Origin of the sequence: Mesorhizobium sp. 113-3-9, assembly GCF_016756515.1 — a bacterium.
In the GTDB taxonomy this organism is placed as follows: domain Bacteria; phylum Pseudomonadota; class Alphaproteobacteria; order Rhizobiales; family Rhizobiaceae; genus Mesorhizobium.
This window is the reverse complement of record NZ_AP023246.1, coordinates 5,578,451-5,591,509: the sequence shown is the minus strand read 5'-3', so window position 1 is coordinate 5,591,509 and position 13,059 is coordinate 5,578,451. Positions and strand designations below refer to the sequence as shown.

Below are 13,059 nucleotides of genomic sequence, written 5' to 3'. Positions count from 1 at the left end.
GAAGCCGCACTTCACCCCAGTGACCGCAGCTTCGCCTTCACCTCGAGAAAGTCCCGCCATGCCAGCTTCTTATGCGCCGGCGTCCGCAACAGATAGGCCGGATGCAGCGTCGGCATGGCCGGAATGGCGGTGCCCGAGGCCGTGGTGTGGACGCGCCAGTTGCCACGCAGCCGCAAAATGCCTTCCGAAGTGTTGAGCAAGGTCTTGGCCGACGGGCCGCCGAGATTGACCAGGACCTTGGGATTGACCAGTTCGATCTGGCGCTCGATGAACGGCCGGCAGATCTCGGTCTCGTGCGGGGTAGGCGTACGGTTGCCCGGCGGCCGCCAGGGAATGACGTTGGCGATGTAGACCGAGGTGCGGTCGAGTCCGATCGCGGCCAGCATGCGGTCGAGCAGCCGGCCCGAACGGCCGACGAAGGGCAGCCCCTCAATGTCCTCGTCGCGGCCGGGCGCCTCGCCAACCAGCATGACCGCGGCCTCCGGGTTGCCGTCGGCGAATACGAGATTCTTGGCGGTGGCCTTGAGATTGCAGCCATCGAAGGCGGCCATGTGCTGGCGCAGCTCTTCCAGTGTCGAGGCGCTTGCCGCCATTTGCCGGGCGAGAGCGGCCTGCGCCTCGTCGGGTATGGCGGAGGGCACGGTGCGCGCCGGCGCATCCGGCACCTTGCTTGCATCCAACCCGGATGATGTGGCGGGCCGCTCCGGCGCCCTGTCCTCGCGAGGGGGGGCCACCTGCGCCGGCGTGCGCTCCACAGGCCTCGGCGCCGCCTCGGCGAAGCGGTTCACCGGGCCGTCTTCCAGCGCCTCATCGACGCCGGCGCTGGCGTAGAAGGCCAGGATGTCGGCAATATCGGTCGGGCTGTTGGGGGACGCGGCAGTCATGGCGCGCACATTCGTCCGCGTGGCTGCAATTTGCAAGGCCGGCCGCTCGCCCTATCCCGTCGGGATGCGCGGATCTTGCACCAGATAGAAGGTCCAGCGCGGCGTGTAGTCGGTCATCAGGAACTCGAAGCTGGCGGTTTTCAGCGGATCGACCTTGCCGTTCTTGAACAGCAACCGGTCGTAGGGTTCGAAGTCGCGGTCGAAATCGGCGAAATTGCTGGACCAGATGTTGTCGGGCGTCTTGTTGCGTTGGTCGAACGAAAGCCCGTCGCCAAACACGCTCGGCTGGTCCAGTATCTCCTGAAGCTCGAACTGGAATTCGATCCAGGCTTGGCCGCTGTTGTTGAGCACGTCGATGCGCATATACATGATGCCGTTGGCGAACTCGCCCGCCTTGCCGAATGTCTGGATCGGCTTGGTGGTACGGATGGTCAGCGTCACCGGTGTCGCCGAATTCAGCTCTTCCGTTATGACCAGCGGATCGTCCTTGGTTCCGATGCCTGAGGCTCCGGTGATGCGGAAGCCGCCGAGCTCGTCGGAGAAGGAGTAGGCGCCCGTCGCCCAGACTTTCACCTCGTCCGCGGCGGCATGCCCCGGCGCCGACGCCAGAAGGGCCAAAAGAATCGCCCGGCAGGCCCGGCCGGGCGTCAAAACAAAGCGCGTCGAAGGAAAGCCGGCTGGCCCAGGAATGCGCATGGCGGGAAGTATGGCCGATAAGCAAGCCGTCGAACAATTAAAAAACGCGGGGACCGCGGTTCTCGCCAGGCGCTGACGGCTATTATCCGGCGGAATGCGCGACTTTTTGGCCAAATCCGCATTGTCACGTATGCGCCGGTTTCCTGTCGCCAATTGATGCGCTATGCAGCGCAGGAGCCAGCAAGATACGCAACAGCGGCAAGCCAGTGCGGAGGGGTTGATGAGCGATATCGAACGCGAGAGCATGGAATTCGACGTGGTCATCGTCGGCGCCGGTCCGGCCGGCCTTGCCGCGGCCATCCGCCTCAAGCAGGTCAATCCCGAGTTTTCCGTCGTCGTGCTGGAAAAGGGCGGCGAGGTCGGCGCCCACATCCTCTCCGGCGCCGTCGTCGATCCTGTCGGCATCGATCGGCTGCTGCCCGGTTGGCGCGAGGAAGAAGGTCATCCTTTCAAGACCCCGGTCACGGCGGACCATTTCCTGGTGCTCGGCCCCGCCGGCTCTTTCCGTCTGCCCAACATCCTGATGCCGCCGCTGATGAACAATCACGGCAATTACATCGTCTCGCTCGGCAATGTCTGCCGCTGGCTGGCAACCAAGGCCGAGGCGCTTGGCGTCGAGATCTATCCGGGCTTTGCCGCCGCCGGGCTGCTCTACAATGAGGAAGGCGCCGTCACCGGCGTCGTCACTGGCGACATGGGCGTCGAGAAGGACGGCACACATGGCCCGGGCTTCGCGCCGGGTATGGCGCTGATGGGCAAATATGTGCTGATCGGCGAAGGCGCACGTGGCTCGCTCGCCAAGCAGCTGATCGCCAGATACAAGCTTTCCGACGGCCGCGAGCCCGGCAAATACGGCATCGGCCTGAAGGAGCTCTGGCAGGTCAAGCCGGAGAACCATCGGCCGGGCCTGGTGCAGCATTCCTTCGGCTGGCCGCTCGACATGAAGACCGGCGGCGGTTCCTTCCTCTACCATCTCGAGGACAATCAGGTGGCGGTCGGCTTCGTCCTCCACCTCAATTACAAGAACCCCTATCTCTCGCCATTCGAGGAGTTCCAGCGCTTCAAGACGCATCCGGCGATCGCAGGCACCTTCGAGGGCGCCAAGCGGCTGGGCTATGGCGCGCGTGCCATCACCGAGGGTGGCTGGCAGTCGGTGCCGAAACTGTCCTTCCCCGGTGGCGCGCTGATGGGTTGTGCCGCGGGCTTCGTCAACGTGCCGCGCATCAAGGGTTCCCACAATGCAGTGCTGTCGGGAATGCTGGCGGCCGAGCATGTCGCAGAGGCGATTGGCGCGGGCCGTGCCAATGATGAGCTTTCCACCTACGAGCAAGCCTGGCGCGCGACCGACATCGGCAAGGATCTGAAGAAGGTGCGCAACGTCAAGCCGCTGTGGTCGCGCTTCGGCACCATTGTCGGCATCGGCCTCGGGGGCCTCGACATGTGGCTGAACACGCTGTTCGGCATCTCGCCCTTCGGCACGCTGAAGCACGGCAAGGCCGACTATGCCGCGCTCGAGCCCGCCGCCAAGCACAAGAAGATCGCCTATCCGAAGCCTGATGGCGTGCTGACCTTCGACCGCCTGTCCTCGGTGTTCCTGTCCAACACCAATCACGAAGAGAACGAGCCGGTCCACCTGCTGGTCGGCGACATGGAGCTGCAGAAGCGCTCGGAGCATGATGTCTTTGCCGGACCATCGACACGCTATTGCCCGGCAGGCGTTTATGAGTGGGTCGACAAGGATGGCAATGCCGCCGCCGATCCGGCGGCGAAAGACGTGCGCTTCGTCATCAACGCGCAGAACTGCGTCCACTGCAAGACCTGCGATATCAAGGACCCGAACCAGAACATCAACTGGGTGCCGCCGCAGGGCGGCGAGGGGCCAGTCTACCAGGGCATGTGACCCGCGCGCCGACTGGCCCTCGATCCGGCTGAAAAATACCGGACATGTGAACGGCGCCGGTCTGTTTGTCGCCTTCGCGAGACTGGGACTTTGCTCAGGCCCGTTGAAGCGTCTCGCCGAGTGTGGTCTGCTTGGCCACCGACAAAGGAGGCGGACATGCGCCTGACCAGCCTGACGATGCTCGCCGCGGCCTGTGTGCTGTCCTGTGTGCCAGCCGCGTCGGCGGGCACAAAGCTCATCGTTCATGTCCGCACCTATGATGTTGCCGGAAAGACCGGGGCCGACCTCGTGGAGGCCATGGACCGGCTGGGACCGAAGCACGGCTACATGACACGCGCCATTGCCGAAACCGGCTACACGGTGCATTGGGATCTCGATATCAGCCGCCAGGATGGGATCTGTCGTCTGCGGCAGGCCAACGGCAAGCTCGACCTGACCTACACCTTCCCGCGACGGCTCTCGCCGGCAAGCCCCGGGCTGCGCAAGCGCTGGGACGGGTTCATGGCTGGCGTCCGCAGGCACGAGCACACGCATGGCCGCATCGCGATGAGGATGATGCGGGCCACCGAGACCGCGCTTGCCGGCCTGGAGCGTCGGGACAACTGGTTCTGCACGGGCACGCACCTCGAGGCGAGGCGGCGGATCAACGCCACCTATGCCGAATACGAAGCCAAGCAGAACGCTTTCGACGCCCGCGAGCATCGTGGCGGTGGCCATGTCGAGCATCTTGTCGACGCGCTGACCAAGCTTGACTGATGAGCACCGAGGACACAGGCGCCGTTCTGCTTCGCTCGGGATGACGGGATCAGCCCCGCGGCTTGTTTTGAGAGCCGTTGGCCGCGAGCGCCGTGGCGTGATCATTTTCAGGCTGCCTGTCGCCAGGCCTTAACGTGAACTCGACCAGCACCGGCAGGTGGTCGGAGCCGGTATCCTCCAGCCGCGTCGAAGACAGGATCGTCAGTCCGCCCTTGCTGAACACCTGGTCGATGGGCAGGCCTGCATAGCGGCGCAGGAAGTCGGGCAGTGTCCGGTGGATCCAGGTCGGTCCGGCCGACGGCATGACGGTCAGCCTGCCGAGAGCCGCGACCCGCCGCACCGCCGCGCTCCACGGCACGGCGTTGCAATCGCCGGCCATGATCGCTGTCTCGCCGAGCCCGGCCAGTGGTTCCGCCAGTTCGCCAATCTGCCAGTATTGCTCCTTCGGCCACGGCCAGCTCAAATGGATCGCGGCGACATCGACCCCGACCCCGCCGAAGTCGATGGTGGCGGTCGCCATCGCGCCGCGCGGCTCGCAACGCGGTGCGGTGTCGGCGGCAAACGGCCGGCGCGACAGCAACGCCACCCCGAACATGCCATTCGGGTAAGGGCAGAGGATACGGTAGGGATAGGCGCTGGTGATGTAGCCAAGCTCGGTCGTCCACATGCCGGACACTTCGTCGAGGGTGATCACGTCCGGATTGGTGCGGCCGATCAGCGAGAGCACCTTCTTCGGTGTCGGGTTGTTGAAGCGCAGGTTCATCTGCAGCAGGCTGTAGACGGCCTGATCGGCGGGCTTGGCAACCGCGGGCTGCGGCCAAAGCTTCGGCAGGGCGCTTGCCGTCGTGGCCAGGCAGGCGATGGCAAAGAGCAGCCCCGCTGCCGCTTGCAGCCGAAACGAGCTGGCGAGCAGCGGCAGTGCCAGGAGCGCCATGAGAACGCTGAGGTGAATGCGGAAATGCGAGAAGGAATCGAAAGCGGGATGCAGCGTGCCGAAGAACCCGGCCAACAGCGCGGCCGACAGTGCCGTCATCGCCAGGAATGCCAACCCAGCCGTCATTTTCAAGCGCGCGCCTGTTGTCATTGAGGTCGTGTCTGCTGAATGCCGCCTGACGATCCGTTCAATCTGCTTAGCGGTCCAATTGCGGCCTGAGCAAGACGACGAATTGCCTCGCCGAGGCGTGCGGCCACTTACTGGAACGCTGTTTCCGAAAAGCTCCGGAGCTTGCGCGAATGCAGCCGCTCCATCGGCATCTCGGCCAGCTTCTCCATCGCCCTGATGCCGATGGTCAGGTGTTGCGCCACCTGCCGCTTGTAGAACTCGGTCGCCATGCCTGGCAGTTTCAACTCGCCATGCAGTGGCTTGTCGGACACGCACAGCAGCGTGCCGTAGGGCACGCGGAAGCGGAAGCCATTGGCGGCGATGGTCGCCGATTCCATGTCGAGCGCGATGGCACGCGACTGCGACAGGCGCTGCACAGGCCCGCGCTGGTCGCGCAGTTCCCAGTTGCGGTTGTCGATGGTGGCGACCGTGCCGGTGCGCATGATGCGCTTGAGATCGTAGCCCGACAGGCCGGTGACTTCGGCAACCGCCTCCTGCAGTGCCACCTGGATCTCGGCCAGCGGCGGGATCGGCACCCAGACCGGAAGATCGTCGTCCAGTACGTGGTCCTCGCGCACATAGGCATGCGCCAGCACATAGTCGCCAAGCGCCTGGGTGTTGCGCAGTCCGGCGCAATGGCCGAGCATCACCCAGGCGTGCGGCCGCAGCACGGCAATATGGTCGGTGATCGTCTTGGCATTCGAAGGGCCAACACCGATGTTGACCATGGTGATGCCGCCATGGTTCGCCTTTTTCAGGTGATAGGCCGGCATCTGCGGCAGACGCTGTGGTCCAACGCCTTCGCTCGGCGCGCTTTGTCCGGCCTTGGTCACGACATTGCCCGGCTCGACGAATTCCACATAACCGCCGCCGCCCTTCTCCATCAGGTCGCGGGCGCGGGCGCCGAACTCGTCGATGTAGAACTGGTAGTTGGTGAACAGCACGAAATTCTGGAAATGTTGCGGGCTGGTCGCCGTGTAGTGCGTCATGCGGTGCAGCGAGTAGTCGATACGCTGCGCCGTGAATGGGGCTAGCGGTCTTGGTTCACCGAACGCCACTTCGAACGTGCCGTTGGCGATCTGATCGTCGGTGCCGTCGAGATCCGGCACGTCGAACAGGTCGCGGATCGGCCGCTTGATGCGCTCCGCGGCGGCGCCGTCGACGTAAGTTCCCTCCAGGAAGGCGAAATGCAGTGGAATGGGAGTGGTCGATTCCGAAACCGTGACCGCCACGCCGTGGTTGCGCATGATCAGGCGAAGTTGCTCGATCAGGTAGTTCTCGAACAAGTGCGGCTGCGTGATCGTGGTGGCGAAATGGCCGGGCGTCGGCATATGGCCATAGGCTTGGCGCGAGTCGACCTGGGTGAACGAACTCGTGGTGACGCCGATCTCGGGATAGAAGGCGCGGTAGCGCTTGCTGCTGTCGCCGCCGGCGGCCAAAGCGGCGAAGGAATCGCGCAGGAACTTTGTGTTGCGGTCATAAAGCAGCTGCAGTGCCGCGACCGCTTTCGCGGCATTGTCGAAGCTTTGCCGGCCAAAAGGCTCCGGCATGACCACAGATTCGATGGCTTGAGGGTAGATTCGCTTTTCCATGGCTCAATATAGAGACTCGGACGAGCGGTTGGGAGGGGTGTGGCTGTCGAAGGCGCCCAAAGCGCCATTTTTCTTTATCCCCGCTGCAGACTGACCAGCAGGACGAAGCCGACGCCGGACTTCTTCAGGGCCGGAGCCTCGATCGTCGAGCCGGCATCGGCGCGCATCATCGGCACGGCCAGGACCGGAGCGGCCAGGACCATCAGGATAAGCGCCGCCCGCGGCAGAAGCCGAAGGGTCTTGAGAGCGTTGGCGGCGATGCGGTCCATGATGTCTGAGCTTCTCTTTTCGAGGTCTGGTTTCTTTGGTTCAGTTGCGAAGGTGGGTGGGGCAGGCGAGGCGGCATGTCCTGGAACTGGCTTCGTCCCAGGCGCGGGGGGAACGGCCCGCTTCGGCGACGAGGATGGCGAAGAACATTCCAAACAGGCTCATCAGCAGGCAGACGATGGTGAAGCGGCGAGCAAGCATCGGGTAGTGTCTCCTTCAACACGCAGGAGAATGCCCCAACGCCTCTGAACCGGCTCTGATGCCGGCGTTCATCTGCGGTTCAAAATGATTGACGGGATCTGATCCGGCCGCCGCCGGCCTGATATGGCCAACAGAGGCAGGGCAACAGCACCTGTGCTCGGCCTGCCGATGAAACGAAAACGGGGCCTGCCAGGCCCCGTCATCATGTCCCAAGGATATGGTCGATCAGAGCTTGTGCCAGGTCTGGCTCTTGCAGATCAGGCCGCCGAGCACGCAACCGCTCATCTTGAGCGAGGTGCCCGACAACGTCGCCTTGCCCGAATAGGTCTTGTCGTTTGCCGGGTCGGTGATGCTGCCGGCATATTTGTTGTCGCCGGCCGCCTTGAGCGAGCCGATGGTCTTTCCGGCATATTTGCCCGACTTGAGCGTGATCGAAAACGAGCCGCTGCCTGAAATGGCCGCGGTGTCGCCGGCTTGCGTCTTCCAGTTGCCCTCGATCGGATCGGCCCACGCCGTTCCCGCCATGATCAATGTGGCTGCAAGGGCCAGGCTCACTTTTCGAAACATGTCTTCCTCCCTTTGGATGGCCGGCCGGATGCTCCGCCTCGCCGGTCTGCCGTTTACGCAAACGTAAGCTAATCCAGCTCCCGCCAAAACAAAAGCGGTGCCGCCACGGAAGACTTTCGGATTTTGAAAGCGCCTGAATTCGCCTCGTCGCGGAGGGAAATGAAAACCACCGGCGCATCGTGTTTGTTTCCCGTGGTTAGCGGAGTGTTGATCGAAGCCCGGAAAATTTTCGTCAAATTTAGCGAAAATCGGCTGAAACACTGGCTTCGTATCCTTAACGAATTTCCGCGTTTACCTCTTGTTTTAGCTTTGTTTTCCTCAAATTAAGCACGCCATTTAACGACGGATTCAAGCCTGAGCGGCATTCTCGAAAGCATCGAAAGAGCGGCCCGGACAAGACAAACGGAGGCAGCTCTCGGGAGCCAGACAGGGGACTAAAATGGCACGTTTTGAAATGCTTGAAGCAGGTTTCGGCGCCATGGGGGCAACTGCCCAGGCCGACATTCTTTTCGAACTGGGCATGATGTATGCGACCGGCCGCGACTGCGAGACCGACGTCGTTGCCGCCCACAAATGGTTCAACATTGCCGCCATCAAGGGTTCGGCCCGCGCCGCGGAATTGCGCTCGGAACTGTCGGCGGCCATGTCGAAGGTCGAGATTGCCAGGGCGCTGCGCGAAGCCCGCGAATGGATGACCATGCACTAGGTTTCCGCCAGGCGGGAAAGCTCGGGTCCAGATCGCTCAAAGACGGTCGGGCCACAACAGGGACAAGGCTGCGCAGACAGCCGGGCCACAGGCCAACAACAAGAAGGCGGCAGGCGAAATAGGTCAAGCCGTACGACGGACCATGATCCCGGAAAGTGGAATCCGGTTTTCGGCCAAGATCATGGTCAACAGGAAAGACAGGGACGGCCAAGTTGGGGTTCGCGGCGCGGGGGCGCTGGGGAAACAGCCCGACAGGCAAAAAAGCCATGACCGGCCGGAACAAGGCTGGCGTGGCTTTTTTGCGTGGATGAGGCCTCCCAGGCCCAATCGAGCGGCGTCAATGCGCCTAGACAGGCCCGATGAAGGATGAAATTGTCCCGCCTCTCTTGAAGAAGCGCGGCCGGGGCGGCCGCGCGTGAGTGGAGGAGTTCTATTGCAATGAAAAAAATGAGTATTTTGAGCGCGGCCATTTTCGGCCTGATGATGAGTGCGCCGGTCGCATTCGCCGACGACATCACCGTTTCGGTGGTCGGCCCGATGACCGGACAGCTCGCCACCATCGGCGATCAGTTCAAGCAGGGCGCACAGGCCGCCGCCGACGCCATCAATGCCGCTGGCGGCGTCAACGGTTCGATGATCAAGCTCGACATCGAGGATGACCAGTGCGATCCCAAACAGGCAGTGTCGGTCGCCAACCGCATCGTCGCCAACGGCGTCAAGTTCATCGATGGGCATGCCTGCTCGGGATCGAGCATTCCGGCCTCGGCCGTCTATGCCGAAGCCGGCGCGCTGATGATGAGCCCGGCTTCCTCGAACCCGGTGCTGACCGACGCGGCCGCCAAGGCCGGCTGGCCGACGATCATGCGCCTCTATACGCGTGACGATGCACAGGGCGCCTTCATCGGCCCGTGGATCGCCAAGAAGTATGCCGGCAAGAACGTCGTCATCCTGCACGACAAGAGCGCCTACGGCCAGGGCGTGGCTGACGCTGTCAGGGCAACCATGAACACCGGTGGCCTGAAGGAAGTCTACTACGACGCCATCAATCCCGGCGAGAAGGACTATTCCGCTCTTGTCACCAAGCTCAAGGATCTCAAGGCCGACGTCGTCTATTTCGGCGGCTACCATCCTGAAGCCGGCCTGATCCTGCGCCAGTCGGCCGAACAGAACCTGAAGTTCCAGCTGATCATGCCGGATTCGATCGCCTCGCCGGAGTTCTGGCAGGTTGCTGGCCCGGCCGGCGAAGGCACCATGTTCGTCTTCCCGTCGGATCCGCAGGCCAAGCCGGAGGCCAAGGCCGCCGTCGAGAAGATCAAGGCCGGCGGCTTCGTGCCGGAAGGCTTCACGCTGTTCTCCTACGCCGTGGTCCAGGCTTTCGCCGAAGGCATCAAGCGTGCCGGCAGCGACGATCCGGCCAAGGTTGCCGAAGCGTTGAAGAACGGCACGCCGATCAGCACCGTTGTCGGCGACGTCACCTTCGACGAGAAGGGCGATCTCAAGAACGCCAGCTACGACATCAACCAGTGGCACGACGGCAAGTACGCGCCGATCGCGCAGTAATCTGAGGCGATAATCCACAGAAATGGCCGGGGCGAACCCCGGCCATTTTGTTTTGCGGTCGGCGCTGCGCTCCTTGTATCAGCCCGCGGCGGCGGTCGAGGCGGTCTGCTCCTCGACGAACCGCACCAGCACCGTCCCGTCGGTGACCTGCGCACCTTCCGTGGCGATTTCGGCAATCACCCCGTCGTGCGGGGCGGCGATGGTATGTTCCATCTTCATCGCCTCGAGGATCAGGAGAGCTTGTCCCTTGATCACCGCATCGCCCTTTGCCGCGCGCACCAGCTTGACCAGACCCGGCATCGGCGCGCGCAGGCTGCCGGAGGCCGCCGCCGCGTCATCGCTGCGTGCCAACGGGTCGGGCACCGCGAAAGTATAGCCGATGGCGCCTTCGAACACCGTGATGTGGCCTGGCCAGCGGGCGAGGCGTGGAGCAGCGCGAAAATCATGCGAATTGGCGCTGTCGTAGGGCGCACCGAGCGCCACCTGGAAACGCCCGTCCGGTCGCACCGAAACCTTTACCAGAATATCGTCGTCGGCGAACTTCAACCGCGTGCGCCGCGCCACGCCGTGGAAATGCGCATAGCCGGAAAGCGAAGACCACGGGTCGTTCGACGCCCGTGATAGTCCTGCGCCGGACGCGGCAAGGGCGGCTGCCGAGATGATTTCGCCGGTCGGCGGCGCGATCTCGGTCAGCGCCGCCTGATGTCTGCCGATCAGGCCGGTGTCGACGTCGCCAGCGCAAAAGTCCGGATCGGCGGCAAGAGCGGCAAGAAAGGCGGTGTTGACCGTGGACCCGGCAATTTCGGTCCGTGACAGCGTTGTGCCGAGTGCTTCGAGCGCGGCTTGCCTGTCTTTTGCGTGGACGACCAGCTTCGCGATCATCGGGTCGTAGTAGGGCGAGATGGCATCGCCGGCCCGCACGCCTGTCTCGATGCGTATCGTGGCCGCGTCGGGTGCCGTTACGGGAAATTTCAGATGATGCAGCGTGCCGGTAGCCGGCAGGAACCCCTTTGCCGCGTCCTCCGCGTAGATGCGCGCCTCGAAAGCATGGCCGGCAAGCGCGATCTCGCTCTGCGACTTCGGCAGCTTTTCGCCGCTGGCGACCCGCAATTGCCACTCGACCAGATCGGTGCCGGTGACCATTTCGGTGACCGGATGCTCGACCTGCAGGCGGGTGTTCATTTCCATGAACCAGAATCGGTCGGCCTTGAGGCCCTGCGAGGCATCGACGATGAATTCGATGGTGCCGGCGCCGGAATAGTTGATCGCCTTTGCGGCCTTCACAGCCGCTTCCGTCATCGCCTTGCGCAAAGCCGGCGTCATACCGGGGGCGGGTGCTTCCTCGATCACCTTCTGGTGGCGGCGTTGTGCCGAACAGTCGCGTTCATAGAGATGCACGGTATTGCCGAAATTGTCGCCGAACACCTGCACTTCGATGTGCCGGGGCTTGTCGACATATTTCTCGACCAGCACGCGGTCGTCGCCGAAAGCAGCCTTTGCTTCGCGCCGGGCGCTGGACAGCGCCTCGGAAAAATCATCGGGATGCTCGACCCGCCGCATGCCCTTACCGCCGCCGCCGGCGCGCGCCTTGATCAGCACGGGATAACCGATCTCGCGCGCCTTGGACGCAAGCAGCACGATCTCCTGCGCCTCGCCATGATAACCCGGAACGACGGGAACGCCGGCTTTCTCCATCAGCCGCTTGGCGGCGTCCTTCAGTCCCATGGCGCGGATCGAGGCCGCCGACGGGCCGATGAAGGTGAGCCCCGCCGCCACCACCTGGTCGACGAAATCGGGATTTTCCGACAGGAATCCATAACCGGGATGGATGGCCTGCGCCCCGGTCGAAAGCGCCGCCGCGACAATTCTGTCGCCGCGCAGATAACTCTCGCCGACAGGGGAGGGGCCGATATGAACAGCCTCGTCGGCCATCTCGACATGCAGGGCTTTCGCGTCGGCATCCGAATAGACGGCGACGGTGTGCACGCCGAGCTTGCGGGCCGTGCGGATGACACGGCATGCGATCTCGCTCCGATTGGCGATCAGGATCTTGGCGAACATGGAGCCTCCGTAGCCAGAGCTTGCTGAAAGCGACGCAGGCGCTCCCTCACGCCCCCCGCGGTCTTGCCGGACATCTCGCCGACAAGCGCGGAGATTGGCCTTTGCAGCTCCGCCGCTTTTCTTTCAACGGCGGCAAGTGGCGGAAGCCGAGGTGTCGGTCGATTTCCCCATTTGTGGGAGGGATGTCCAGCAGAATAGAGGGGCATGCCGTCCCGACAGCCTATCCAGCCGGGCCGCTGCCCTGCGAAATGGTGTTTCGCAGGCGTGCCACAGACCTCTCCCTTGCCAAGGGAGTGCCCGGCCTGACGCTCAGTTGTCCCTACTTCGACAACGCGATCTCGCAACCGCCGCCGGTCGTGACCTTGTAGTGGCTGCGGGTGGCCACGCAGGATTTCATAGCTAGGTCTTCTGCTACCTTTACCGATGGCGCGTTGAGGTGCGCGCCGCAGACTATGTACGATGACCTTATCCGAGCATAGGGAGTTGTCGCGTACGCTGAATGGCCGCTGGCTGCGACATAGGCTTTGTAAGTTCTGGTGCAGGGATCTTTGGGATTTTGCGGCAGGTACGGTGGGAAACGCTGGTCTCCCTCGCTTCCTGCCAGTGACCCGGCTACGCACACACTGGAAGCCGCGAACACCAGCAGTGCAGAAAGTATTGCGGTAGACGCTTTCCGCAAATATTCGGTCTTCATTTCTAGCCCATCCCCGTTGTATAGTAGGGAATGAGAAGTAGCAACTATTTTCCATCGCTGCCAGCTTCGTGGC

General features: G+C 63.2%; 12 protein-coding genes. 4 read left to right on the top strand and 8 right to left on the bottom strand.

From position 1 onward, the window contains the following. Nucleotides 1–11: 11 nt before the first annotated feature. Together MesoLj_RS27470 and MesoLj_RS27465 are read right to left on the bottom strand one after the other, a co-directional pair. Nucleotides 12–884 (bottom strand): uracil-DNA glycosylase, encoded by an 873-nt coding sequence (locus tag MesoLj_RS27470; RefSeq protein WP_202323228.1) that lies wholly within the window; start codon nucleotides 882–884, stop codon nucleotides 12–14. Nucleotides 885–935: 51 nt separating this feature from the next. Beyond that, nucleotides 936–1,580, bottom strand: a complete 645-nt coding sequence (locus MesoLj_RS27465) for a hypothetical protein (RefSeq protein ID WP_202323227.1) — start codon at nucleotides 1,578–1,580, stop codon at nucleotides 936–938. A 220-nt stretch (nucleotides 1,581–1,800) separates the two neighbouring features. On the opposite strand from MesoLj_RS27465, the gene MesoLj_RS27460 reads away from it, so the two are divergent. Both MesoLj_RS27460 and MesoLj_RS27455 read left to right on the top strand, forming a co-directional pair. Further along, nucleotides 1,801–3,480 carry an electron transfer flavoprotein-ubiquinone oxidoreductase gene (locus MesoLj_RS27460; protein ID WP_202323226.1) on the top strand — a complete coding sequence of 560 codons (1,680 nt, stop codon included), beginning with the start codon at nucleotides 1,801–1,803 and terminating at the stop codon, nucleotides 3,478–3,480. A 156-nt stretch (nucleotides 3,481–3,636) separates the two neighbouring features. Then, the gene (locus MesoLj_RS27455) at nucleotides 3,637–4,236 is read left to right on the top strand and encodes a DUF922 domain-containing protein (protein ID WP_202323225.1); all 600 of its coding nucleotides are present in this window, start codon (nucleotides 3,637–3,639) and stop codon (nucleotides 4,234–4,236) included. 49 nt (nucleotides 4,237–4,285) lie between these two features. On the opposite strand, the gene MesoLj_RS27450 is transcribed toward MesoLj_RS27455, so the two are convergent. The 5 genes from MesoLj_RS27450 to MesoLj_RS27430 form a co-directional block, all read right to left on the bottom strand. Beyond that, the gene (locus MesoLj_RS27450; protein WP_202323224.1) at nucleotides 4,286–5,296 is read right to left on the bottom strand and encodes an endonuclease/exonuclease/phosphatase family protein; all 1,011 of its coding nucleotides are present in this window, start codon (nucleotides 5,294–5,296) and stop codon (nucleotides 4,286–4,288) included. Between the two features lie 131 nt (nucleotides 5,297–5,427). Beyond that, nucleotides 5,428–6,888, bottom strand: coding sequence for an AMP nucleosidase (locus tag MesoLj_RS27445; protein WP_244493894.1), 1,461 nt, complete (start codon nucleotides 6,886–6,888; stop codon nucleotides 5,428–5,430). Between the two features lie 116 nt (nucleotides 6,889–7,004). Beyond that, entirely contained in the window at nucleotides 7,005–7,199 is a 195-nt protein-coding gene (locus MesoLj_RS27440; RefSeq protein WP_202323223.1) for a hypothetical protein, read from the bottom strand. Between the two features lie 40 nt (nucleotides 7,200–7,239). Next, entirely contained in the window at nucleotides 7,240–7,398 is a 159-nt protein-coding gene (locus tag MesoLj_RS27435; RefSeq protein ID WP_171883323.1) for a hypothetical protein, read from the bottom strand. Nucleotides 7,399–7,623: 225 nt separating this feature from the next. Continuing rightward, nucleotides 7,624–7,965 carry a DUF2147 domain-containing protein gene (locus MesoLj_RS27430; protein ID WP_140768584.1) on the bottom strand — a complete coding sequence of 114 codons (342 nt, stop codon included), beginning with the start codon at nucleotides 7,963–7,965 and terminating at the stop codon, nucleotides 7,624–7,626. Between the two features lie 439 nt (nucleotides 7,966–8,404). Between MesoLj_RS27430 and MesoLj_RS27425 the strand changes: the two genes are divergently transcribed. Then, the gene (locus MesoLj_RS27425; protein WP_115145099.1) at nucleotides 8,405–8,671 is read left to right on the top strand and encodes an SEL1-like repeat protein; all 267 of its coding nucleotides are present in this window, start codon (nucleotides 8,405–8,407) and stop codon (nucleotides 8,669–8,671) included. A gap of 438 nt (nucleotides 8,672–9,109) precedes the next feature. Beyond that, nucleotides 9,110–10,231 carry a branched-chain amino acid ABC transporter substrate-binding protein gene (locus tag MesoLj_RS27420; RefSeq protein WP_027046653.1) on the top strand — a complete coding sequence of 374 codons (1,122 nt, stop codon included), beginning with the start codon at nucleotides 9,110–9,112 and terminating at the stop codon, nucleotides 10,229–10,231. 78 nt (nucleotides 10,232–10,309) lie between these two features. Here MesoLj_RS27420 and MesoLj_RS27415 read toward each other — a convergent pair whose 3' ends face one another. Beyond that, the gene (locus MesoLj_RS27415) at nucleotides 10,310–12,292 is read right to left on the bottom strand and encodes an acetyl/propionyl/methylcrotonyl-CoA carboxylase subunit alpha (protein ID WP_202323222.1); all 1,983 of its coding nucleotides are present in this window, start codon (nucleotides 12,290–12,292) and stop codon (nucleotides 10,310–10,312) included. Nucleotides 12,293–13,059 lie beyond the last annotated feature (767 nt).

Coding starts and splice junctions, on each gene's coding strand:
- MesoLj_RS27470 (WP_202323228.1), bottom strand. CDS start 884: ATGACTGCCGCGTCCCCCAACAGCCCGACCGATATTGCCGACATCCTG.
- MesoLj_RS27465 (WP_202323227.1), bottom strand. CDS start 1,580: ATGCGCATTCCTGGGCCAGCCGGCTTTCCTTCGACGCGCTTTGTTTTG.
- MesoLj_RS27460 (WP_202323226.1), top strand. CDS start 1,801: ATGAGCGATATCGAACGCGAGAGCATGGAATTCGACGTGGTCATCGTC.
- MesoLj_RS27455 (WP_202323225.1), top strand. CDS start 3,637: ATGCGCCTGACCAGCCTGACGATGCTCGCCGCGGCCTGTGTGCTGTCC.
- MesoLj_RS27450 (WP_202323224.1), bottom strand. CDS start 5,296: ATGACGGCTGGGTTGGCATTCCTGGCGATGACGGCACTGTCGGCCGCG.
- MesoLj_RS27445 (WP_244493894.1), bottom strand. CDS start 6,888: ATGCCGGAGCCTTTTGGCCGGCAAAGCTTCGACAATGCCGCGAAAGCG.
- MesoLj_RS27440 (WP_202323223.1), bottom strand. CDS start 7,199: ATGGACCGCATCGCCGCCAACGCTCTCAAGACCCTTCGGCTTCTGCCG.
- MesoLj_RS27435 (WP_171883323.1), bottom strand. CDS start 7,398: ATGCTTGCTCGCCGCTTCACCATCGTCTGCCTGCTGATGAGCCTGTTT.
- MesoLj_RS27430 (WP_140768584.1), bottom strand. CDS start 7,965: ATGTTTCGAAAAGTGAGCCTGGCCCTTGCAGCCACATTGATCATGGCG.
- MesoLj_RS27425 (WP_115145099.1), top strand. CDS start 8,405: ATGGCACGTTTTGAAATGCTTGAAGCAGGTTTCGGCGCCATGGGGGCA.
- MesoLj_RS27420 (WP_027046653.1), top strand. CDS start 9,110: ATGAAAAAAATGAGTATTTTGAGCGCGGCCATTTTCGGCCTGATGATG.
- MesoLj_RS27415 (WP_202323222.1), bottom strand. CDS start 12,292: ATGTTCGCCAAGATCCTGATCGCCAATCGGAGCGAGATCGCATGCCGT.